At 50.1% G+C, this 21,430-nt stretch carries 17 protein-coding genes; 1 reads left to right on the top strand and 16 read right to left on the bottom strand.

The annotated features are described in order from the left end of the window. Window positions 1-21: 21 nt before the first annotated feature. From rho to rpoE, 5 genes are all read right to left on the bottom strand, one after another. A complete protein-coding gene (gene rho / locus ASF12_RS18285) occupies window positions 22-1,389 on the bottom strand; it encodes a transcription termination factor Rho (protein ID WP_056037649.1) in 1,368 nt (455 codons plus the stop codon). Between the two features lie 131 nt (window positions 1,390-1,520). Then, on the bottom strand, window positions 1,521-2,780 hold the full coding sequence (locus tag ASF12_RS18280) for a UDP-N-acetylglucosamine 1-carboxyvinyltransferase (RefSeq protein ID WP_056037646.1): 1,260 nt from the start codon (window positions 2,778-2,780) through the stop codon (window positions 1,521-1,523). 418 nt (window positions 2,781-3,198) lie between these two features. Beyond that, complete coding sequence (locus ASF12_RS18275; protein ID WP_056037642.1) at window positions 3,199-3,594, bottom strand: response regulator; 396 nt, start codon at window positions 3,592-3,594, stop codon at window positions 3,199-3,201. Between the two features lie 139 nt (window positions 3,595-3,733). After that, on the bottom strand, window positions 3,734-5,338 hold the full coding sequence (locus tag ASF12_RS18270; protein WP_056037640.1) for a CTP synthase: 1,605 nt from the start codon (window positions 5,336-5,338) through the stop codon (window positions 3,734-3,736). 397 nt (window positions 5,339-5,735) lie between these two features. After that, window positions 5,736-6,308 (bottom strand): DNA-directed RNA polymerase subunit delta, encoded by a 573-nt coding sequence (rpoE, locus tag ASF12_RS18265; protein WP_056037638.1) that lies wholly within the window; start codon window positions 6,306-6,308, stop codon window positions 5,736-5,738. Between the two features lie 411 nt (window positions 6,309-6,719). On the opposite strand from rpoE, the gene ASF12_RS18260 reads away from it, so the two are divergent. Beyond that, complete coding sequence (locus ASF12_RS18260; protein ID WP_056037635.1) at window positions 6,720-7,853, top strand: S8 family peptidase; 1,134 nt, start codon at window positions 6,720-6,722, stop codon at window positions 7,851-7,853. A gap of 188 nt (window positions 7,854-8,041) precedes the next feature. Here the strand turns inward: ASF12_RS18260 and ASF12_RS18255 are convergent, their stop codons facing one another. The 11 genes from ASF12_RS18255 to ASF12_RS18205 all read right to left on the bottom strand — a co-directional run bounded on the left by ASF12_RS18255 (window position 8,042) and on the right by ASF12_RS18205 (window position 21,430). Continuing rightward, window positions 8,042-9,421 (bottom strand): ABC transporter substrate-binding protein, encoded by a 1,380-nt coding sequence (locus tag ASF12_RS18255; RefSeq protein ID WP_056037632.1) that lies wholly within the window; start codon window positions 9,419-9,421, stop codon window positions 8,042-8,044. Window positions 9,422-9,472: 51 nt separating this feature from the next. After that, window positions 9,473-10,093, bottom strand: a complete 621-nt coding sequence (locus ASF12_RS18250) for a YdcF family protein (protein WP_056037630.1) — start codon at window positions 10,091-10,093, stop codon at window positions 9,473-9,475. Between the two features lie 12 nt (window positions 10,094-10,105). After that, window positions 10,106-11,503 (bottom strand): MBOAT family O-acyltransferase, encoded by a 1,398-nt coding sequence (locus ASF12_RS18245; RefSeq protein WP_056037626.1) that lies wholly within the window; start codon window positions 11,501-11,503, stop codon window positions 10,106-10,108. Window positions 11,504-11,507: 4 nt separating this feature from the next. After that, a complete protein-coding gene (locus tag ASF12_RS18240) occupies window positions 11,508-12,554 on the bottom strand; it encodes an SGNH/GDSL hydrolase family protein (RefSeq protein WP_056037622.1) in 1,047 nt (348 codons plus the stop codon). A 524-nt stretch (window positions 12,555-13,078) separates the two neighbouring features. After that, window positions 13,079-14,749, bottom strand: a complete 1,671-nt coding sequence (locus ASF12_RS18235) for a hypothetical protein (RefSeq protein ID WP_155973272.1) — start codon at window positions 14,747-14,749, stop codon at window positions 13,079-13,081. Next, window positions 14,749-15,624: an SDR family oxidoreductase gene (locus ASF12_RS18230; protein ID WP_056037615.1), complete on the bottom strand. Its 876-nt coding sequence runs from the start codon at window positions 15,622-15,624 to the stop codon at window positions 14,749-14,751. Before ASF12_RS18230 ends, ASF12_RS18235 begins: the two co-directional genes overlap by 1 nt. A gap of 16 nt (window positions 15,625-15,640) precedes the next feature. After that, window positions 15,641-16,216, bottom strand: a complete 576-nt coding sequence (locus ASF12_RS18225) for a sugar transferase (protein ID WP_056037612.1) — start codon at window positions 16,214-16,216, stop codon at window positions 15,641-15,643. 38 nt (window positions 16,217-16,254) lie between these two features. Further along, window positions 16,255-17,004, bottom strand: coding sequence for a glycosyltransferase family 2 protein (locus ASF12_RS18220; protein WP_056037664.1), 750 nt, complete (start codon window positions 17,002-17,004; stop codon window positions 16,255-16,257). Window positions 17,005-17,069: 65 nt separating this feature from the next. After that, window positions 17,070-18,380, bottom strand: coding sequence for an O-antigen ligase family protein (locus ASF12_RS18215; protein ID WP_056037609.1), 1,311 nt, complete (start codon window positions 18,378-18,380; stop codon window positions 17,070-17,072). Window positions 18,381-18,423: 43 nt separating this feature from the next. Then, window positions 18,424-20,244 (bottom strand): polysaccharide biosynthesis protein, encoded by a 1,821-nt coding sequence (locus tag ASF12_RS18210; RefSeq protein WP_056037606.1) that lies wholly within the window; start codon window positions 20,242-20,244, stop codon window positions 18,424-18,426. Window positions 20,245-20,287: 43 nt separating this feature from the next. Further along, window positions 20,288-21,430, bottom strand: a complete 1,143-nt coding sequence (locus ASF12_RS18205; protein WP_056037603.1) for a glycosyltransferase — start codon at window positions 21,428-21,430, stop codon at window positions 20,288-20,290.

Below are 21,430 nucleotides of genomic sequence, written 5' to 3'. Positions count from 1 at the left end.
ATGTTCTCCTTTCAGGCAGCGCTATGAGCTATGCGTCGTGCGAGGGGCTGCCGAACGGCGTCCAGCCGCTGGCGTTGATGATGACGACGAACTGGTACTGCTGCTTTTGATCGTGCTGCTGCGCTGCGGCGGCTTCGTCTCTGGCATGGAATCGAGCGACATGAGAAATTCACTATTCGTTTCGCTGTTTTTCAGCTTTTTGAGGAAGCCGTCAACGAACTCGATGGAATCGTTCATATTTTTGCGAACTACCCATAGCTTCTCCAGCTCTTCTTGCGTCAGGAGCATTTCTTCTCGGCGCGTGCCCGATCTGCGGATATCCAGCGCTGGGAAAATCCGGCGTTCAGCCAGTTTTCTGTCCAGGTGCAGCTCCATATTGCCGGTACTTTTAAACTCTTCATAAATGATGTCATCCATACGCGAGCCTGTCTCCACAAGCGCTGTCGCGAGTATCGTCAAGCTTCCGCCCTCTTCCACATTCCGCGCCGCACCGAAAAACCGCTTCGGACGATGAAATGCAGCAGGGTCAATACCACCGCTCAGCGTACGGCCGGATGGCGGCACTACCAAGTTGTAGGCACGAGCCAAACGCGTGATGCTATCCATCAAAATAACTACATCCTTCTTATGCTCCACCAGTCGCAGCGCTCTCTCCAAGACAAGCTCTGTTACCTTAATATGATTTTCCGGCACTTCATCGAAAGTGGAAGCGATGACTTCGCCCTTAACCGAACGCTGCATATCCGTTACTTCCTCAGGCCGTTCATCAATAAGCAGTACGAACAGCTCGATTTCAGGATGATTGGTAGAAATGCTGTTGGCAATCTCTTTGAGAAGCAACGTTTTGCCGACTTTCGGAGGTGCAACAATGAGTCCACGCTGGCCAAGTCCAACAGGCGCAATTAAATCCATAATTCGTGTGGAAAGTTTAGAGGATGCCGTCTCAAGCACCAGTTTTTTCTGTGGAAAAAGAGGAGTCAATGCGGGAAAATGTAACCGTTCAGCTGCGAGTTCAGGACTCGTCCCATTAACTGCATTTACTTGCAGCAAACCAAAGTATTTCTCCGAATCTTTCGGAAGCCGGCATTTACCGGATACGAGATCGCCCGTACGAAGATCGAACTTGCGAATTTGGGAAGCCGAAATATAAATATCCTCTTTGCTTGGCAAATAGTTGATAGGCCTAAGAAAGCCGAAGCCTTCCGGCAAAATTTCCAGGACGCCTTGCATGAACATCAGGCCGCTTTTCTCAGCCTGGGCCCGCAATATTGCGAAAATCAATTCCTTCTTCTTGAGTTGGCCATAATACGGAATTTGATACTGCTTCGCCAGCTTGTACAAATCCGTCAGCTTCAACTCTTCCAGATCGGCGATCTGAAGATCTGTCATGTTCTCACCACTTTATTCAGTTTTATGGTACAGCAAACCGCTATATTCCGATCTATCAGTATATACCAGAGTTGGCGCCGGATATTCCTCATCCCATTGAACCAGCGCCAAGCTCCAATCTTCCTGCCTATTTAGGAGGTTTCCGTCTCGCGCCACACATCGGCGCCTAGTCTGCGCAAATTATCAACCAAGTGGTCATAGCCACGGTCAATATATTCCACACCGCTTATTTCGGTAATGCCTTCCGGTACAGTCAATCCAGCAATAACAAGCGCCGCGCCTGCGCGCAGATCTGCTGCTCGTACCTTAGCGGCGTTAAGCGGTCCGCCTTCAATAATAGCCGATCTTCCTTCAACACGAATGTTGGCGCCCATGCGCGCAAGCTCAGGAACATGCTTGAAACGATTACTGTATACATAGTCGGTTAAAATGCTTACACCGCTCGCTTGGGTCAGCAAGCTCGTCATAGGGGACTGCAAATCGGTCGCAAAGCCCGGATAAACCAATGCTTTAACATCAATGGCATTGTACTTTGGAGCGCCTACGATGCGGATAGATTCATCCATTTCGTATACGGTAACGCCCATTTCCTCCAGCTTCGCCGTCATAGCTTCCATATGCTTCGGGATGACGTTGTCAATCAGGACATCTCCACGCGTTGCCGCGGCGATAATCATGTAAGTTCCAGCTTGAATGCGATCAGGAATAATGGAGTGGCGGCAGCCGTGCAGGCTATCCACTCCTTCGATCCGAATGGTTTCCGTGCCGGCCCCTTTGATTTTTGCGCCCATGGCATTGAGAAGAGTAGCTACATCTATAATTTCAGGCTCTTTTGCCGCGTTTTCGATTATCGTAGAGCCTTTGGCCCGAGAGGCCGCAAGCATAATGTTGATCGTTGCTCCTACACTTACCACATCAAGATAAATTTTCGCTCCCCGCAGCTGCTTCGCAGATATGCGCATCGAGCCATGCTCATTCGTAACGGTTGCGCCCAGCGCTTCAAAGCCTTTAATATGCTGATCGATAGGCCTTGGTTCAAAATTGCAGCCGCCAGGCAAGCCAATAACGGCTTCTCCAAAGCGTCCTAGCATCGCTCCCATCAAATAGTAGGAAGCGCGTAGCAGCTTAACTTTTCCATTCGGCATAGGCTTTGCTTTAAGATTAGAAGGATCAATACGCATCATGTCTCCTTGCCAGTCTATGACCGCACCAAGATCTTGCAAAATTTCGCTATAAACAGCAACATCACTCAAATGAGGCAAATTGTCCAGCACAACCTCGGACTCCGCTAGTATTGCAGCGGGAACCAACGCTACGGCGCTGTTCTTAGCACCGCTGATTTGGACCGTTCCTTGCAGCGGACGTCCGCCGCGTATCATCAATTTCTCCATCAATTTTGTAGTCCTCCCGTTGTATCGAAAGAGAACAAAGGAAAAACCGCCACAGCGAGCACACGCCGCCGCATGCACACTGTTAGAAGGCGGTTCGTCATCCCGTGCTCCTGTTGTTACGCTTGATTGTTACTTCCGAACAAGCGGATTTTCTCTTGAAATACGGCTTGCTTTGCAAAGCGAGCAGGAGCCAGGTGCCTCCATGGATGAATGCCTTGTCCATTCGCCGACATCATTTTCGAGAATTGCAGAGCTGCAAGCCACTTGGTTCTCTGTGTTTACATTTATTTTACCAATACCTAATGCGATAGACAAATAAACAGCTTGATTCTGAGCCATTATACCATAATGGCGTCAGGAATGGTAAAGCTCTTTTGCCAAGGTACAAACCGTAGAATAATAAAAAAGGGCCCGCTAATCAGGACCCTATCGCGAAACGACTGCTGGAACCGCCTTCTAGCTGCATGTTCACCGCTATTCGCATTTCATCAATATCAAACGGTTTGGTGAAATGCATCAGAGCTCCGAGATCGGTCGCTTCCTTAATCATATCCAGCTCACCATAAGCCGTCATCATAATGACTTTTATGTCTTTATTAATGGCTTTCACATGCTTTAAAATTTCTAAACCGTCCATCCCGGGAATCTTCATGTCAAGCAGCACCAAATCAGGGCTTTCCTTCTTCACAATTTCCAAGGCAAGCTTGCCGTTGGAGGCTTGAAAAGTCGCATAACCCTCGCTGCTGAACACTTCCATCAAAAGCACACGGATTCCATTCTGATCGTCCACTATTAATAGCTTCTTTTGTTCCAAAATATAATACCTCCCACGACAGAGCGACAACAATTGGTCAGCTCTTCCATCATCGTTAATATATTCGCGGATCAAGTCGGAATATCCTTCTGCCCCAGGAAAAAAATTGGACGGTTTATACATTTATGTTACGAATACACTATCTCTCCGAAAACGCAAGCGCAGCGCGGACAAAACCGCGGAACAGCTTCTGTGGACGATTAGGTCTGGAAGTGAATTCCGGGTGGAATTGCACGGCCAAGAACCAAGGGTGATCCTTCATTTCCACCATTTCTACCAGTCTGCCATCCGGCGAAGTTCCCGAAATGGTCAAGCCAGCTGCTTCCACTTGCTCGCGGAATTCATTGTTGAACTCGTACCGGTGACGGTGACGCTCATAGACGAGCTCATCATCATATTCTGTAGCACCAAGCGAGCCTGGAATAAGCTTGCAAGGATACAGGCCAAGACGCATTGTGCCGCCCATGTCTTCAATGTCCTTCTGCTCAGGCAGCAGGTCAATAACAGGGTATGGCGTCGATGGGTTAATCTCCGAGCTGTTGGCGCCATCAAGGCCAACCACATGACGTGCATATTCAATAACGGCCACTTGCATGCCAAGGCAAATACCAAAGAACGGCACTTGCTGTTCGCGAGCATGGCGAATGGCAATCACTTTGCCTTCAATACCACGATCACCAAAGCCACCTGGCACGAGAATGCCGTGAACGCCCTGCAAGCGGTCTGCTACATTGCTGTCCGTCAGCTCTTCCGCATTTACCCAGCGGATTTTCACTTCGGAATCTGCATCAATACCTGCATGAGCAAGGGATTCCACGATGCTGAGGTAAGCATCATGCAAAGCTACGTATTTACCAACAATTGCGATTTCTGTTGTTTTGTGCAGCGACTTCACGCGCTGAACGAGGCTCGTCCACTCCGTCATATCCGGCTCGTTCGTGCCGAGCTTCAAGTGGTTGACGACGATATCGTCCAAGCCTTGCTCGCGAAGCATCAAAGGCACTTCATACAAAGTGGAAGCGTCGCGGCATTCCACAACTGCATTTGCATCAATATCGCAGAACAAGGCGATTTTGTGCTTCAGGTCTTCAGCCATCGCATGCTCTGTACGGCATACGATTACGTTCGGCTGGATGCCGATGCTGCGAAGCTCTTTTACACTGTGCTGAGTCGGCTTCGTTTTCACTTCACCAGCAGCTTTAATAAATGGAATCAGTGTAACGTGAATATACATCACATTGTCACGTCCAATATCGCTCTTGATTTGACGAATAGCTTCCAGAAATGGCAAGCTCTCGATATCGCCAACCGTACCGCCGATCTCCGTAATGACAACGTCGGATGCCGATTCTTTGCCTGCGCGGAATACACGATCCTTGATTTCATTCGTAATATGCGGGATAACCTGCACCGTTCCACCTAAGTAATCGCCACGGCGCTCTTTGGTAATAACGTTGGAATAAATTTTGCCTGTCGTTACATTGCTGTTTTTGGAAAGGTTGATATCGATGAAACGCTCGTAGTGGCCAAGGTCAAGATCCGTCTCTGCGCCATCATCGGTTACAAACACTTCACCGTGCTGATAAGGGCTCATCGTTCCCGGGTCTACGTTAATGTACGGGTCGAACTTTTGAATCGTTACTTTGAGGCCTCTGTTTTTCAACAATCGACCAAGCGATGCGGCTGTAATCCCTTTACCCAAGGAAGAGACAACGCCTCCGGTTACGAAAATATATTTTGTCACTGTGCCAATACCCTCCAAGCTCTAGTGTGTATTCCTATAGGTTTCCCAATCTATCCAATAAACATAGGCGCTTTCGCGCCACAGCGGTTTATCTGTATCATCAAACGAAAAGCCGGAGCCTTCCGTCGCCGAACATGTTCTTCTACAAACAAAAAAAGTGACACCCGTAGAGTACGGGGCACTTTTCGTTTGGCGTATTATTAAGCGGTTGTCTTAACCGAATCTAAAGCCCATGCAATAGTTTACTCTGACGTATACAACCTGTCAAGTATAAACGGCGCTGCCTGTCATACTTGGCGTCAGCGAGCGTTCTGCCCAGAAATAGAAGGGATGGTTAAGAAACCTCCTTACCCTTTCTTCGATTTCAAGCCTACACGATTCATGGGTGAATAAGGACTTACTTGTCGTCCTCTTCCTCTTCATCTTCTTCAAAATCGTCCGCTTCCTCGCCGTCTTCCAGCTCCTCATCCGAATCATCCTCTTCATCTTCCAGCTCTTCGCCTTCGATTCCGGTTTCTTCGTCTGCTTCGGCTTCTTCTTCAGCTTCCTCGAACTCACGATCTTCATCATAAACATCGTAGTCCTCTTCGTCCGCTGCGTAAGTTTCCTCTTCTTCATCCGCGAACAGATCATCATCATCGAGATCGTCGTCGTCGTTAATGATTCTGGAGCGTTTGGCGTTGGAAATTGGATCTTCGCTGCGCTCTACTGGATACCAGCGCTTAAGGCCCCACATATTTGTGCCGACGCAAGCGAAACGGCCGTCAATATTAATTTCAGTATATACTTGTGCAATGACCTGATTAATCCCATCCGTAGACAATCCGCGTATTTTAGCAATCTCCATCATGAGATCACGGTAGTAATACGGCGTATTAGCTGTCTTAAGAAATTCAAATGCCAAATCAACCATTGGCATTTCCTTAATCCGCTCAGGGTCCAGCTTCAAAGTGATGTTGCTGCCGCTCATATGGACACATCCTCTCTTGCCATCTTCATTCATTATCAAACTATAGTAAAACCTATTTCTTTCAAAAAAGCAAGCGTCAGCCTATCCATTGTAACGCTTGTCCACAAAGCTCACACCGCGATAATGAATTTATTAGCGCTAGAGCGGCTTGAACCGCTCTTCACAGCTTGGACAACAGGATAAAAAGCGAAGGAATCCCTTCGCTCTGACTGTATCCATCCGGGCCGCGCTGGCCGCTAACGTTCCGGAGAGGTAAGAGCCCCATAGAACTCTTACATCATCCTATGTGCGACTGTGCATTTTGACACGGTTTCACGCCTAATTATATCAAAAAAGGCAAGTGGCTCATGCAGCTTGCTCCTCTCCGTCATACAATAGCTCAGCATCGTCCGTCGGGAGGGGACGCGAAATTTGGACACCACCGTTTTTCTCCATTGGTTGCAAGGCGCGATGGCAAGCTCGGAGCAGACAACACCAAAGCGCATTATCCGTTTTTACCATCAGAGCGAGTACCAGCGCTTTATAAAAGACTGGTCGGAGCTGCCGGATGGCAAGGCTGCGCTTAAAGCCGTCAAACAGATGCCCATCATACGCGCTATTTCCTGTCGTCTGCCTGTCGAAGAAACCCTCGCCCGATTCTCCACAGGGGTATGGATTGAGGAAGATCGACGCATTACCGTTCATGCCGCTACACCCAAATCCTTAATGTCCGAAAAAGGAGTTCCTTGGGGCGTGCAGCATGTCAAAGCTCCGCAAGTCTGGGGCATGACTACCGGCCATCGCATTAAAATTGGCGTCATTGACACCGGCGTCGATTTCAGCCATCCCGACCTGCGCCAGTCGCTGTCGCGCGGCATTAATTTGCTGAACCGCAGCATGCTTCCGCATGATGACAATGGACATGGCACCCATATTGCCGGAACAATTGCAGCCGCCAATCAGATGCAGGGCATGATTGGCATCGCTCCGCGTGCGCAGATTTATCCCGTGAAAGCGTTCGACCACAACGGCAGCGCTTTCGTCTCGGACATAATACTCGGCATTGACTGGTGCGTAAGAAACCGGGTTAACATTATCAATATGAGCTTCGGCATGAAAACCCGCAGCAAAGCGCTGCTTACCGCCATTACCAATGCTTATAACGCAGGAATCATAGTAGTCGCCTCATCAGGCAACGACGGAAAACGCCGCTCGGTTGATTATCCGGCCCGTTATCCGCAAACGATTTCTGTAGGCGCGACTACACGGCTTAGGCGCGTCGCCCCCTTCACCAATCGTGGTGCCCATATCGATATTTACGCCCCTGGCGATAAAATCGTTTCCTCATGGCTGCGCGGCAAATACCATGAGATGAGCGGCACCTCCATGGCAACCTCTCATGTCAGCGGCGCCATTGCGCTGCTGCTCGCCTATAAACCGGGCCTATCGCCCGCCGACATTAAATGGATACTCAAGCGATCCACCCAGCCGCTGAGGGGCAGCAAAGCCCAGCGGCTCATCGGGGAGCTTGATATTATGCGCATGCTGCAAGCCGCCGACCGATGAGGTCAGCGGCTTTTTCGCTTGCTGCTGAATAGGCGATGCAGAAGAGCAGCCTTTTCCATCAGGCTGCTGTCCTAACGCAAATCAGACTGCAGCTCTCGCGTGCAGTCTGTTGCTTTCATCGCTTCCATCTATCATGTAGCCAGAAGCCGCCGCCAAGTTTTGCGGCCACATCCTTGCCCTTGCAGCAATTAAGGCTTCGCCGGCGCGCTGGAGGCGCCCTCAGACGCTGCGGCAGCATCAGTTGATGCGTTGCCTGCTGCATCTGCCGCCGGTGCTGTGGCCCCAGCTTTGCTTGCTAGGTCAGCAAGGCTGCGATTGATTTCTTTTTCAGCCTGATCCAGAATGGTCTTCGGCTTCCAGCCTTTCTCCATGCCTTTGGCAAGCTGCTCATTCCAAAGCTTCTGCACATCATTATCCAGCGCCGTGTATTTGCGCTCATGCATCTTGCTAGCGAGCTCTACATTAAGTGGATAAACGATTTGCCCGCCTAAAAATGTCGAAGGCTCCGGCTTCTGACTGCTCTTGCTCAGCACGGGAGCATAAGCCGGAACCGCATTGCCGAGACCGTATTTCGCATGATCGGTTACGACGTAGTTCATGAACGCCCATGCCATCTCCTTATGCTTGCCGCCGGAAGGGAGCAGAAATACGGAGCTGTTCTCCCAGCCGTTCAATTTCAGCGGCAGACGGGTTTGCCGCCACTTGCCTGCCGTTTCCGGCGCCCATTGCTCCAGCACAGAATCCCCCCAGATGCCCAGGTACACCATAGCCAGCTTGCCGTCACGAATTGCCTGTTCACCTGACTCTTCCCAGATGTTGACGCCAGGCACATGCTCCTTCAAGCGCTGCGTCAGGGCAATCGCCTGCTCAAACGTATCATTATTGAAGGCGAACTGCTGGTTATCATTCACCAAGCCGGTCTTTTGGGCGCTGGCGAATAGATTTATCGTCTCGCCGTACCACTGCGTAATGCGAACGCCTTTATTTTGCAGCGTATTGTTCATCTTGACCCAGTTGTCCGGGTCATCCATATACGTCGCCAGCTTCTCCGGATCGGTAGGGAAGCCGTATTTTTTCAAAATATCCTCGCGGTAATAGGTCACCTTTGGCGATGAGGAGAGCGGCCAGCCGATCAGGCGCTTTCCGTCGAACGAAAGGTTGCTGTCCCACAGCGGCTGGCTGAAGCCAGCCTTGTACTCGCCAGCATTGTAAGGAGCGTCGAGCAAATTTTCCAGCTTGTCGCTATCCCCAAAGTTCGGAAAGGCGGCACTATCGAGCATAATGACATCGGGAACGCTGCCTGAGGCAAGCGCTTCGGTATATTTTTCAACTTGATCGGCGTAGGTAACCTCTGTCACCTTAATCGTAACCTCCGGATGCAGGTCGTTAAAGGCTTTAATCGTGTCCTCCCAGCCGCCGTAATACGTCCAGAAGGACAAGCTGATTTTCTCCGCAGGCTTTGACGGAGACGCTTCCGGAGAGGCACCTTGCTGCTTCGTTTGGCCGAAGGCCAGATAGATACCTATCACAAGCACAAGCAGCGCAAGGACCACCCACATTTTTTTCATCACAAGACCCCCATTGTAAAATCATTCTGGCTGCAGCTGTCGTTGTCCCATTCAGAATACAGCTTTATTCAAGCGTTTAAGCAGGCGTTTGGCCTCCTTCCCATCGATACCGAGCCAATTCCCGCCCAGCTTGATATATTCGTTGCCCGTGATCATCAGGCTGGTTTTGCTGCTCCACCATTTGGCGGCGTTAAACTGCGGACTTTCGTAGCTGGCATAGGTGAGCCGGAAATGCCCATCCTCAAACGTTTGCTCAAAAAGATACCTCGCGCGGCGCATATGAAAATCAGAGGTGACCACAATAGCGGAGCTGAGCCCATGCTGGTCCATAAGCTCCCGTACGTAAACCGCATTTTCTTTCGTGCTTCGCGCCTGCGTCTCCAAATAAACCCCGCTTGGCGGCAAAACAGCGAGGCGAAGCTCCTCTTGAATATAATGGTCGTTTGCGCTTGAAATAATGAGTGCTTCTGCTCCATATTGCTGAAAAACTTCCAGACCCTTCGCCAGCCGCCCTTCTTCGCCGCTCAGTACAATGATCGCCTGCGAGGGAGCAGGGTTCGGCGCAACCGCCAAAAAGTAGCCGGCGCGCCATACGGCAAGCGCAAGCATAACGAGCAGCATGCCGAGCGTCCATAAGGTGACACGTTTCCTTCGACTCCATTGCCGCTTCACGCCTCGTCCCCCTTAAAACTGAAAATAAATAAATGGTGTGGAGGCTGTTGGCATAAGCAATAGGAGTGCGAGCAATACGAAAAATAAAATAAACAAGCCGCCAAAGGTCGTTAGCTTAACGCGAGGGTAATCTTTCAACCGTACACCAACGATATGGCCGGCCAGTACAAGCACAAGTACGAAGCCCAAATAAGGGTAGAACCACATGAGGCCGCCGGTGTCGATGAGGAACATTTTGCGCAGCACCAGCCAAGAATGCTCAAAGCTTTGGGAGCGGAAGAACACCCAGGTGATGCAGACAAATACAAATGTAAGCGCCCATGCAGCCGTTCGGTACAGCCAGTGGTTGATTTCCTGTTTTTTGAGCACATGGTTGAAATAAAGCTTATGAATGACGAGCGCAAGGCCGTGCAGCAGCCCCCAGAATACGAAATTCCAGCTCGCTCCGTGCCACAGGCCGCCAAGCAGCATTACAAGAATGAGGTTAATGTTTGCACGGATAGGCCCTTTGCGATTGCCGCCGAGCGAGAAATACAAATATTCTCTCAGCCAAGACGACAGCGAAATATGCCAGCGCCGCCAAAATTCCGTCACGCTGCGGGACAGGTACGGCATATTGAAGTTGCGCGGAATGTCGATGCCCATACATTTTGCCGAACCGATTGCCATGTCGGAATAGCCGGAAAAATCGCAATAGATTTGCACCGCATACGCAATGACGGCGAGCCATACGGTTAGTGGCGAATATTCGCCGGGACTTGCGAATACCGGATCGACAAACATCGCCATATGATCGGCAATAATAATTTTTTTGACTAGACCAAAGATGAATATTTGTCCGCCTTCAATTAAGTTGCTGCGCTTGATGACGATGTCACGGGCCATTTGCGGCAGAAAATGCCGCGGCTTGAGAATCGGCCCTGCGATCAAATGCGGAAAAAACACGATTAAAAGCGAGAAGTCCCAAATGGACGACGGCTTAATGTCGCGCTTGTACACATCTATCGTGTAGCTCATTACCTCGAACGTAATAAACGAGATTCCCACGGGCAGCACGATCGAGAGCAGCGGAAACGTCATGCCAAACTGATCCAGCAAGCCATTCGCCGAATCTATGAAAAAATTAAAATATTTGAAGAAGCCAAGAATTGTTAGATTGGCAATGACGCTGAATATGAGCCAGCGCTTGCGCACCGCAGCCTCTGTTGCCCGGTCGATCGACACGGCACTCACATGGTTTATAAGCGTCATCACGATCACGAGCAGGACGAAGCGGTAATCCCATACGCTGTAAAAATAATAGCTGCCGATCAGCAAAACTGCTTTTTTCAGCGCATGTATTTTAATAGTAGATAACAGGATAAGCATTACGGCAAAAAACAGCAGATACTCCCAGCTTGAAAATATCATTTTCTCATCTTCCTTCGAAATAATTCGCTACTGCTTTGCTCACTAAATCATGCCCCGAGCTGTTCATATGCCCAGTTCCATACGTAGTGTTGGAGAAGCCATAGGCTGGCAGCCCCGTATCCTGATAGGCCTTCACAAAATCCTGTCTCATATTCAGCATCGGAATACCCTGCTCCTTGGCCGTACGCTCGGCTAGCTCTTCAAAATAACCCGGCTGCTGCTCATCCTCTGGCGACTGAAAATCGATTTGCGGTAAAAAAACGAAAACAAGTTGCGGATATTGTTCCTTCAAAATTCCGAATATCCACTTCACCAGCTCTGCATCCCCCGCTTGAGGCGTGAAGTCCGAGCCTTTCGTTTCTTCCGCTGCCGCATCGTCCTTCTCCAGCAGCTTTTGCATGTGGTCCGAGCCAACACGCACTACCGACAGCCGCAGCAAGCCGTAAAGAGCTTGAAGCTTCGCGGCAACCGCATTGCGGCTAATAAAGTCTTCATTAAAGACAAGCTTATACGAGTCTCCGTCCTTCTTGGCATAGTAGCTCGTATTTTCACCATATAAATCCTTGAGATCATTCTCATTAATTTGGATGACAACGGCATCCATATCGACCCGCTTCTTATAAAAGTCCGCCAAATAGGCATAATGCGCAGGGGAGGCAGAGCTGCGTCCAGCATCATAGGTCATCACCTTGCGGGAATCCAGCTCGGGCATCCTTGTCTGCACTTGGCGAAAAAACTTCACTTGATCGCCAACTTGAAGCGCTTCCGTATAGGAGTCGCCCAAAAACAAAATCCGGTACTCTGCCTTGCGGGCAGCGGCCGTCTCATTGGGATCAGGGAAAGGCTGTGCGATGGCGCCTTCCGCATAAATTTTAGTGATGCCGTAGCCTTCCTGCCCATTTACATACAGGCCCGGGTTCAAGATGCGCCCCAGTTCCGGATGCTGCTGGAAGCCTGTCGTACGAATCGTTGTAACCTCCAAAATGCCTTCCCAGGCCACGAGCGCAACTAGCAAGGCCAGCAGCGCTTTACCCGCAAGTTTGTACCTCATTATTCCCACACCCCATTATCAACTTCCACTGCGCAGATACCTTCTACCTTGTACTTTCTACTTTCTACCTTAAATCTTTTGTTTTCGATGTTCTAAATCACAAGTGGCATCAGAAAACACGAGATTGAAGCACACAATTTCAAAAAAATATTTTGTGCATCACCTGATGTTAAGCAGCTGCAATCCAAACGACAGTTTAGAAAGTGATCGTTCCCTACGAATAGTAGAGCTGGCGGACACCAGAGCCGTTATTTCGGTAAAATGTCGCCTTTTATCCGCTAGCCGGACACCAGAGCCGCTATTGGTCCATTTCCCCTTTGTTTTTCGGGGTTTTGAAGGGAATAGCGGCTTCCCTGTCCGCATAACTGCCCATTCTTCTTATATCCGTATCAATAGCGGCATCTCAGTCAGCTGACACTATTCTTCCGCCAAGTAACCTTCTACCAAGTAAATACGATCGAACACCACACGAACCCCACACCTGTCCACGGAGCGCAGCCCTCTCTTCACCAAGCAAAGCCCTATTATCCGCCGCTATAAACCGCAGGGTAATGGGTGGATCTCGTAAAGATACCAAACGAATTAATAACCGCCTTGCCGCTGCCAGCTGTAACGCCGACCCAAATCTTCTTCACATTATCCTTCACGTCGAAGTAGATTGGGTCCGCCATATCGCGAGCAGACATATAAACACCGCCGTACGTATCGGCGAAATAAAAGCTGTTGTTGCTCATGCCGCGCAGCCAATTGCCCGAGCTGCTGAGCTGCTTGCCATTTTTGTCATAGCCGCGAACAATAACCCGTCCACCCAGCTCATCCTGCGCCGCCCGCTTAATAACGAACTGCTTAACGACCGAGACATCAACCATGGCACCCACAGCTACACAGCCATTGGCAAAAGTAACAAAACCTTTGCTGCTGCTGATGCAGGCAAAATTATTCGTCGCTGCAGGCTCTCCGCCCGTATTGCTCAAGAAGGACATGCCGTCAAGCGTGACCGCAGTATTCGTCTTGCTCCAGCGCTCCGACAAATTAAACGATTCGCGCAGCGTGAACTGGTCAAAAAAGCTCGATTCCTGCGTCGAAACAATTTGATTGCCGAACTCCGACTGGTCATCCAGCTTGGCGTCGCCGTAGCTGACGTTAAAGGTGTTGTTGTTGCTTTTATTTTTCAACCGGGCCATATAAACGCCATTCGTCTCATTGCGAACATAATCAAACGTATTGTTTAGACCATGTTCAATGACGATTGGCACACTTTCGGCAGAGCCCGTCGTATTTCGCTGATTCAGCTCAAAGCTAGGCTTCACGAATACATTGTTGTTGTTATTCGTATAAGAGCCATCCTCCGTCGTAATGACAATGCCGTATCGGCTCTGCGACGTATTGTTGCCGCTCCAGACTGCAAAGTTGCCGCCCGAATACAAATTCTCATTGTTCCAGCCGGATACTTTGGCCTTATTGCGCTTGTTGGTCACCTTTAGGCCGATTTGGTTGGAGGTGATTTTGCCAAGCCGAATGTCATTATAGGCGAAGCCGGTCCCAATTCCAATCGTCTCTACACCTACGGAGAAATTCTCAGCACGTTGAATGTGAATACCTGAATTGTTGGCATTTATCACAAGAATGCCGATGGACTTGCGCGACTTGTCCTTGGACCAATCGACCAGCTTGCTTCTCCGAACATTAAGGCCGCTATATTCAGCTCCCGTTACTGTACTTTCCTCGCCCAGCGTCAGAAATGGCACATAGGCCGTTCCGGAATAAATGAGCGGGGCACGCTGATCCACCGAAATATTCGCTGGAATCACAATTGCCTTGGAGGAGCGGAATTCCGTTAGTTCCGGGAAAAGCAGCGTTACTTGCCGTCCCTTATCCCGCAGCGCCTTTGCCTTGGCAATCGCTTTGGAAATCGCGCTCCAATCATCCTTTTTCCCGTCACCTACTGCACCGTAATCCACTACATTGATATAAGTGGCATCTGCACTGCTTGTCGCTGCGGCGGCACTCGCTAATGGATTCCCTTCCACCTCCAGATGAAAGCCTGTGCTCCCACCAGTAGAGGAGGTTTGCGCCTTGTCCGACTTCAGCGATGGCAAAGCCAGCGCGGCCAAAATGACAACTACCAAACTAATTCCCCAAATCCAGCTGCGTCTCATCGTGTTGTTGTTTCCCTCTCTCGTGAATCGGCTCATTATATCGTCCCATGCTTGCGCAGCGCTGCAACTTCCAGCACGATCGCTTCATCGAAGCCTATCGGCTTGAAATCCAGCTCTTTCGCCGCTTTGGAATAGTCAAAGTTTTTGTCCTCGTTCAGGCGGAGAACCTTCTCGTAATTAATAATCCGGTTCGGTATTTTCTCTCCGATTCGGCCCGCGATCAGAGCAAGCTTATAAGGAATATGCAAAAATACAATCTTCTTGCCCATCGCCCCCGCGATCAAGCTAAGCAGCTCCTTGTATTTCAGCGGTGCCTTTCCCGCGACATCATATTCCTGGCCGCGTGTCAGCTCCTCGCGATTCAGCATCGAGACGAGCACCTTGGCCAAATCGTTGGCGTAGATCGGATGCATGAGGCCATCCCCAGCACCCAAAATCGGATAAACGGGAAAACGCTTCATGATTTTGACGAGCATATGGATGTTGCCATCCTGATGATTGCCGCAAACCATCGACGGACGAATAATCGTATAGGTCAGACCGCTGGCACGCAGCAGCTGTTCATTTTGCAAATCAATATGCGATGAGCTCTTGAACTTGCTGTAGATGCCGGTGCTGTTCACGTAATAAATGCGCTGGATGCCATGCTGTAGGCAAGCTTCAAGCACATTTTTCAGTTGATTGCGCGGCGCCAGATGCAGCACCTCCGTTATACCTTCATGGCCGAGTGCCTTCCTCACATCGTCTGCATCGCGCAAATTGCCGTAGACGAAACGCTCGCCTTCCTTCATCCAGGATACGTCGCTAGATTCCCTGACCATGTAGCATACTTGATCACGCTTGAAATCCCGCTGAATCTGCTCATATAGAAATCGGCCCGTCAGCCCTGTTATGCCCGTTACCAGAATCATTGCTCCTACCTCCGCCTTAAGCTTTAATATCGCTTGCTTTGAAAACTTTGAAAATAGTGATGAAAATAATTTTGATGTCAAAGCCGAAGGACATCTGCTGCAAATAATGCTCGTCCAGAAGAACCTTCTCGTCATCGGAGATGGAATCCCGGCCCGACACTTGGGCGTAGCCCGTCAAGCCCGGCTTAATATCATTGATTTTCCGGTCATTTCGCTTCTCAATAAGGGAATATTGATTGTACAGCGCAGGCCTAGGGCCAACGACCGACATTTCCCCCTTCACGACGTTAATGAGCTGAGGCAGCTCGTCGAGGCTCGATTTTCGCAAAAATCTTCCCGTCTTCGTTATGTAGGATGCTGGATCCTGCAGCAAATCCGTCGCCACGTTCGGCGTATCTGTCCGCATGCTGCGGAACTTATAAATGGCGAACAGCTCGTTATTTTGCCCCATTCGCTGCTGAACGAAAAACACGGGGCCCCGTGATTCCAGCTTGATCAAAATCGCCACCACCAGCATGACCGGGCTAAACACAATCAGCGCGATGCCAGCGGAAATAAAATCGAAGGCTCTTTTCCCAAATTGATTGTACATGCGTCTCCACTCCTCCCCACACTATATGGCATCTATCTCTACAATCTCTTAAACACGGCGTTTTTAACGTAATTCGTCAAGCACCATAAGGCTTTTAACGGGTTCAGCTTCTCTACATCGCGGTACAGACGCCACATTTTGTAGACGGCTTTCACTTTATTGTTTGAAATCGAGCCTTTCACGAGGCGATAGTAGCTCAGCTCAACGGGCAGGCCGTAGGCCAAATGCCCTTTTTTCAAAATCGACAGCCACATGCCCGTGTCCTGCTTCGCCCGAATGTTCGGCATTTGCACCTGGCCGAGCTTATGCCGATCCAGCATGACGGTTAAACAGCCGATAATCGTATTTTTCAATAACGTATCGTAATTAATAGAAGGAACTACTCCGATCACACGCTCCGTCAGCTCCCCTTCCTCCGACATCACCCGGTAGCTCGTGAAGGAGAAACCGATATCCTGCGTACGCATAAAATCAAGCTGCAGCGCCAGCTTCGTCGGGAGCCACAAATCATCGCTGTCCAGAAAGGCGAGATAACGGCCCCTCGACAAATTCATCGCAGTATTGCGGGCTACCGCCGCTCCGCTGTTCTTCTGCAAGCGATGCAGCTTAATCCGGCTGTCCAGCGCAGCTTCCGCTTCAATAATCTCGCAGGAATTGTCCGATGAACAATCATCCACGATAATCATTTCCCAATCGGTGAATGTCTGGGCTTTGACCGAAGCAATCGTTTCCTTAATAAAACGCGAGCAGTTGTAGGACGGCGTTACAATCGTAACGACCGGGTCCATCAAATTAGACACGAATATCCCTCCAGCTTATCATTAGGTGCTTGCGGTGCGGGCAGGCTTACTGCCTACTTCCTGAATAAATCCAGCGGCTTGCGCTCTTGGAGCGTAGCATAGGGCAGCAGCCAGGCTATCGCTACGTAACAGAACAACAATCGGTTCTCATTCAAATCGCCAGACACATTGGCGTTCAGGAACAGGAACACTACCGAGAAAACAGTAACTAAAGTGAAGCGGTCTGTCATTTTACCAGCTATAAAGTGCGCAGCTGCTCGAACCGCTCCCCAGAATATCGCCAGAAACAGCAATACGCCAGCAAGCCCAAGCTCGCTCCACAGCTCCAGAAAAATATTATGCGGATAATTCGATACATCCTCATGGGCGAAAGCGATCGTAAAGCTGCCAATACCGCCGCCGAAGAAAAAATGATCCTGTATCATTTGCCACGCTACCGCATAACGCTCCACCCGGCCTTCCGCCGATTCTCCGCCTCCCGGCTGATTAAACAGCACCGAGATGCGATAAATGAAGGTGTCCATTACGCCAGAAGCTACGAGTGGTACTGCGAGCGCAGCGAGCAGCAAAATAATGAAAAAAAGCGTGCCTACTCCTTTGGAGAAGGTAATTTTGCCCCGGTTCACTTTCACAGACAGGAACATAATTAGCACGATCGTTCCGACCAGCGTAATAAGCGGCGTCCGGGCACCACTGACGGCAACCGATAGAAAGGTAAGCGCCAGAAACAGGCTGGCGACAATTTTGGCCGGTGTCCGCAGCAGCGGATTGTATAAATATAAACCGATCAAGGCGATAACCGCGATGCCATTCGTTCGGCCAAGCGACAGATAATCCGAGCCAAGCACCTCAATCTGTCCAATGAATTGGCCAGCTTGCAGCTTCTCCAGAAACATCTGCAGGCAATAAAAGGTCATTAGCGAGGAGACGGCAATAATGCCGACGAAAAATCGCTCCAGCCCTTTTTTATCACGAATAAGCAAAAAAGGCCCGATGAAGGACCAGGCGGTCAGCAGCATGAAACGGGATGTTTTCTGAATCGCGAAGGAATAGCTTGTCGAATAAGAAAAGCTGAACAAAATGTAGCCAATCAGCAGCACAAACAGCAGCAGCGGAATTAGCGCCGGCTTCGGCAGCTCTTGGGATTGCATAAGGCGAACAAAATAAAGAAGCATCGTCACTGCCATTAGAAAAAAGGTTAAGTCGACGGGAAAGGAAATGCCCGATTTAATATAGCCGGATAATAAAAATACGCCCAGCAGAAATTCCCCTGACGCCAATATCGCAAACGGGGCAGCCAAAGCCCCCCACTTCCGCTTGGCGCCAGGCAAGAGCGTGGCCCCAAATGCATTCGATTTTAACATCAGTGACCACCCTCTCTTTCCTTCTTAAAAGTATGCTGTAAAGCTATACTGCGCTGCGGTTCTGGGATGTTATCGTCCGCTTCACGAAGGCTTTAACCTCCGACAAATCCGAACGGATAATGCCTTCCAAATGCTGAAGCTCCAGCATGACCGGCTCAATATCCTGCGCCATTGGCTTACCGATGAAAATGCGGTTGTTGAGTGTAGCCGACATGCCTTCAGCATCGGTCAGCAGCTCTTCATACATTTTCTCGCCCGGTCGCAGGCCGGTGAATTTAATGTCAATATCGCGGTACGGCTCGAAGCCGGATAAGCGAATTAAGTCTTTGGCCAGCTCATAAATTTTGACAGGCTTGTCCATATCGAGAATGAATACCTCGCCGCCCTTGGCGAAGGCGCCTGCTTGCACGACCAGTTGGGAAGCTTCCGGTATCGTCATAAAATAACGAATCATCTCCGGATCGGTTACGGTAACCGGGCCGCCCTCGGCAATTTGCGCTTTGAACAGCGGAATGACGCTGCCCCGGCTGCCCAATACGTTGCCGAATCGCACAGCTGCAAATTTTGTTTTGCTGTAAAAGCTGATCGACTGCACGATAATTTCCGCTACACGCTTCGTCGCACCCATGACGCTCGTTGGATTGACCGCCTTGTCCGTCGAGACAAGAACAAATCGCTCCACGCCGTGCTGGTCACAGGCTTCGGCTACATTTTTCGTACCCATAATATTGTTCATGACCGCCTGCTTCGGATTGCGCTCCATCAGCGGAACATGCTTATGAGCGGCTGCGTGGAATACAACTTGGGGACTGTATTCGCCAAACAGCGCGAACAGCGTTTCCCGGTCCTGTACATCGGCGATAATCGCCTCCGTCTGCAATTCCTTAAACGTCTTGCCCAGCTCCATATCAATTTGATAGATGCTGTTCTCCCCATGACCGAGCAGCAGCAGCTTGCCTGGCTTAAACGGCGCAATTTGGCGGCACAGCTCTGAACCAATGGAGCCGCCTGCTCCCGTCACCAGTACAACCTTGCCTTCCACGTAATTCGCGATGCCTTCGAGATCGATAGCCACTGGGCTTCTGCCGAGCAAATCTTCTACTTCGACATTGCGAATCGACGATGCCGTCACTTTGCCGAGAATAATGTCGTCCAGCCGCGGTACAATTTTCAGCTCACAGCTTGTTTCCTTGCAGAGATTGATAATTTCGGAAATATCCTTCTTGCTTGCCGCCGGAAGCGCAATAATGATGTGGTTGATCTCATGCTTCTCGACAACTGCGGCGATATCATTGCGATTGCCTAGTACGCGAAGGCCGCCAACGCGGTTGCCCCGCTTCTGCTCATCATCATCAATGAAACCAACCGGATAGCTGTTGTTGATGTATTTGTTTTGCTTAATTTCCTTAGCCACCATCGAGCCGCAGTCGCCTGCGCCGATAATCAATACTTTGATATCGCCAGTGCCTTTTTTGTTGTAGGTATCGCTTCTGAGACGCAGCGCAAAGCGCGTGCTGCCTTTAACGATCAGCGAAGATTGGAAGATGAACAGCAGCAGAGCTAGATCCACCCACTCCCACTTCAAAACGCTAAACAACAGTCCGCTGACGATAACGCCCAACGTGACCGCTTTGAAAATCGACACAAGCTCGCCGACGCTCGAATACTTCCATATTCGCTGGTACAAATTGTAACGAAGCATGAATAAAATCGTTGATGTAGACAGGACAGGCGCAAAAATAAGCACCGCATGCCAGTAGCTCGCTCCTTCGCCTTCATACATTAAGGCGAAGCAGATTAATGTGATGAGCGTACTTGTTAAAATATCAACGAATAACAAGAGTGGAATTCTTTTTTTCCACATCTCTCTTCTCTCCTCCTATACCAACTCACTATAATTGTAGACTCTATTTGGTCAGCAGCTGCGAGTAGAAACAAAGCAGCTTGTTCTCTTCATGCACCCAGTTCAGCTGTTCGCGTACGGCCCGCTGGCCATTACGTCCCATTCTCGCCGCTTTCGCCGGGTCGTTCTTTAGTTCATTAATCGCTCGCAGTACAGCCAGCCCATCGTTAGGATCGACCGCAATGCCGCATTGATGAAGGTTCACGAATGCTTCCCAGCTTGGAAAATTGGAGCAAATGATCGGCAGCCCTGCATTCATATATTCAAAAAACTTCGTCAGCTCTTTCTTCGCATAATGCTCCGTCGGCGGAAACAGCGCGAGACCCGCCAGCCAGCGGCTCTCGGCGTAATAAGCGTCAATCGCTTCGCGGGCGATAAACTTCTCCACACCGTCGATCGTTACGCGATCCGCCGCAGCACCGGCAGCTTCGGCAACCCGGTCTGCAATCGGCTGCGCGCATTTGCCTACATAATGCACATGAATGCGCTCATCCAGCTTCGCTATCTGAGCATGCAGCTCGGAGCCGCGATCCAGCGTGACATTGCCCGTGTACAGCAGATGAATGGCATCATCGTGCTGCGCTGCGCCAGCTTGCGCGTCTGCAGCAGGCTTGTCCGCCATCGGCTGCAGGATCGGATAGTTCAGCACATCTACGCCGCGCAAATATTTGTCCCGGTAATATTTTTCTGCCAGCACAATTTCGAACTGATTTATACAAAGCTTCTCTACGATGCGATAAATGCTCGCAAGCGTATTTCTAGCCCACACCGGCAAATATTTTTTCTGCCGAATGCCCGTTTCGTAATCCTCGTGGATGTCGTAAACGACATGATTGGATTTATTTTTGAGCAGCCACCCTACCCAAATCAGCTCGGGATCATGAAAATGGTACACATCCGCCTCAAGCTGCTTGGCGAGCCGGTATGCCTGCCAGCTGTTCTTCGTCATACGAACCCAGCGGTTCGCTGCTTTCTGAAGCTTGATCAGCTTGAAAGCCGGTTTTACTCGGTCCAGATCCGGATGGTCCGTCGCAATCAGCGTCACATCATAGGCCGCATTCGCGAGCGAGGCGCATTCTTTATGGAAAATGCGGGTATCCATCGGATGGTGCACCGTTGTCATATGAACCACCTTATGTTGAACCAT

It is taken from the genome of Paenibacillus sp. Leaf72, assembly GCF_001422685.1.
In the GTDB taxonomy this organism is placed as follows: Bacteria; Bacillota; Bacilli; order Paenibacillales; family Paenibacillaceae; genus Pristimantibacillus.
Note: the sequence above shows the minus strand (reverse complement) of the source record. Positions and strands in the feature narration are given on the sequence as shown.

Coding starts and splice junctions, on each gene's coding strand:
- ASF12_RS18235 (WP_155973272.1), bottom strand. CDS start 14,749: ATGAGCCGATTCACGAGAGAGGGAAACAACAACACGATGAGACGCAGC.
- rpoE (WP_056037638.1), bottom strand. CDS start 6,308: ATGAGCGGCAGCAACATCACTTTGAAGCTGGACCCTGAGCGGATTAAG.
- ASF12_RS18240 (WP_056037622.1), bottom strand. CDS start 12,554: ATGAGGTACAAACTTGCGGGTAAAGCGCTGCTGGCCTTGCTAGTTGCG.
- ASF12_RS18225 (WP_056037612.1), bottom strand. CDS start 16,216: ATGTACAATCAATTTGGGAAAAGAGCCTTCGATTTTATTTCCGCTGGC.
- ASF12_RS18230 (WP_056037615.1), bottom strand. CDS start 15,624: ATGATTCTGGTAACGGGCATAACAGGGCTGACGGGCCGATTTCTATAT.
- ASF12_RS18210 (WP_056037606.1), bottom strand. CDS start 20,244: ATGTGGAAAAAAAGAATTCCACTCTTGTTATTCGTTGATATTTTAACA.
- ASF12_RS18255 (WP_056037632.1), bottom strand. CDS start 9,421: ATGAAAAAAATGTGGGTGGTCCTTGCGCTGCTTGTGCTTGTGATAGGT.
- ASF12_RS18205 (WP_056037603.1), bottom strand. CDS start 21,430: ATGGTTCAACATAAGGTGGTTCATATGACAACGGTGCACCATCCGATG.
- ASF12_RS18220 (WP_056037664.1), bottom strand. CDS start 17,004: ATGGACCCGGTCGTTACGATTGTAACGCCGTCCTACAACTGCTCGCGT.
- ASF12_RS18280 (WP_056037646.1), bottom strand. CDS start 2,780: ATGGAGAAATTGATGATACGCGGCGGACGTCCGCTGCAAGGAACGGTC.
- ASF12_RS18215 (WP_056037609.1), bottom strand. CDS start 18,380: ATGTTAAAATCGAATGCATTTGGGGCCACGCTCTTGCCTGGCGCCAAG.
- ASF12_RS18245 (WP_056037626.1), bottom strand. CDS start 11,503: ATGATATTTTCAAGCTGGGAGTATCTGCTGTTTTTTGCCGTAATGCTT.
- rho (WP_056037649.1), bottom strand. CDS start 1,389: ATGACAGATCTTCAGATCGCCGATCTGGAAGAGTTGAAGCTGACGGAT.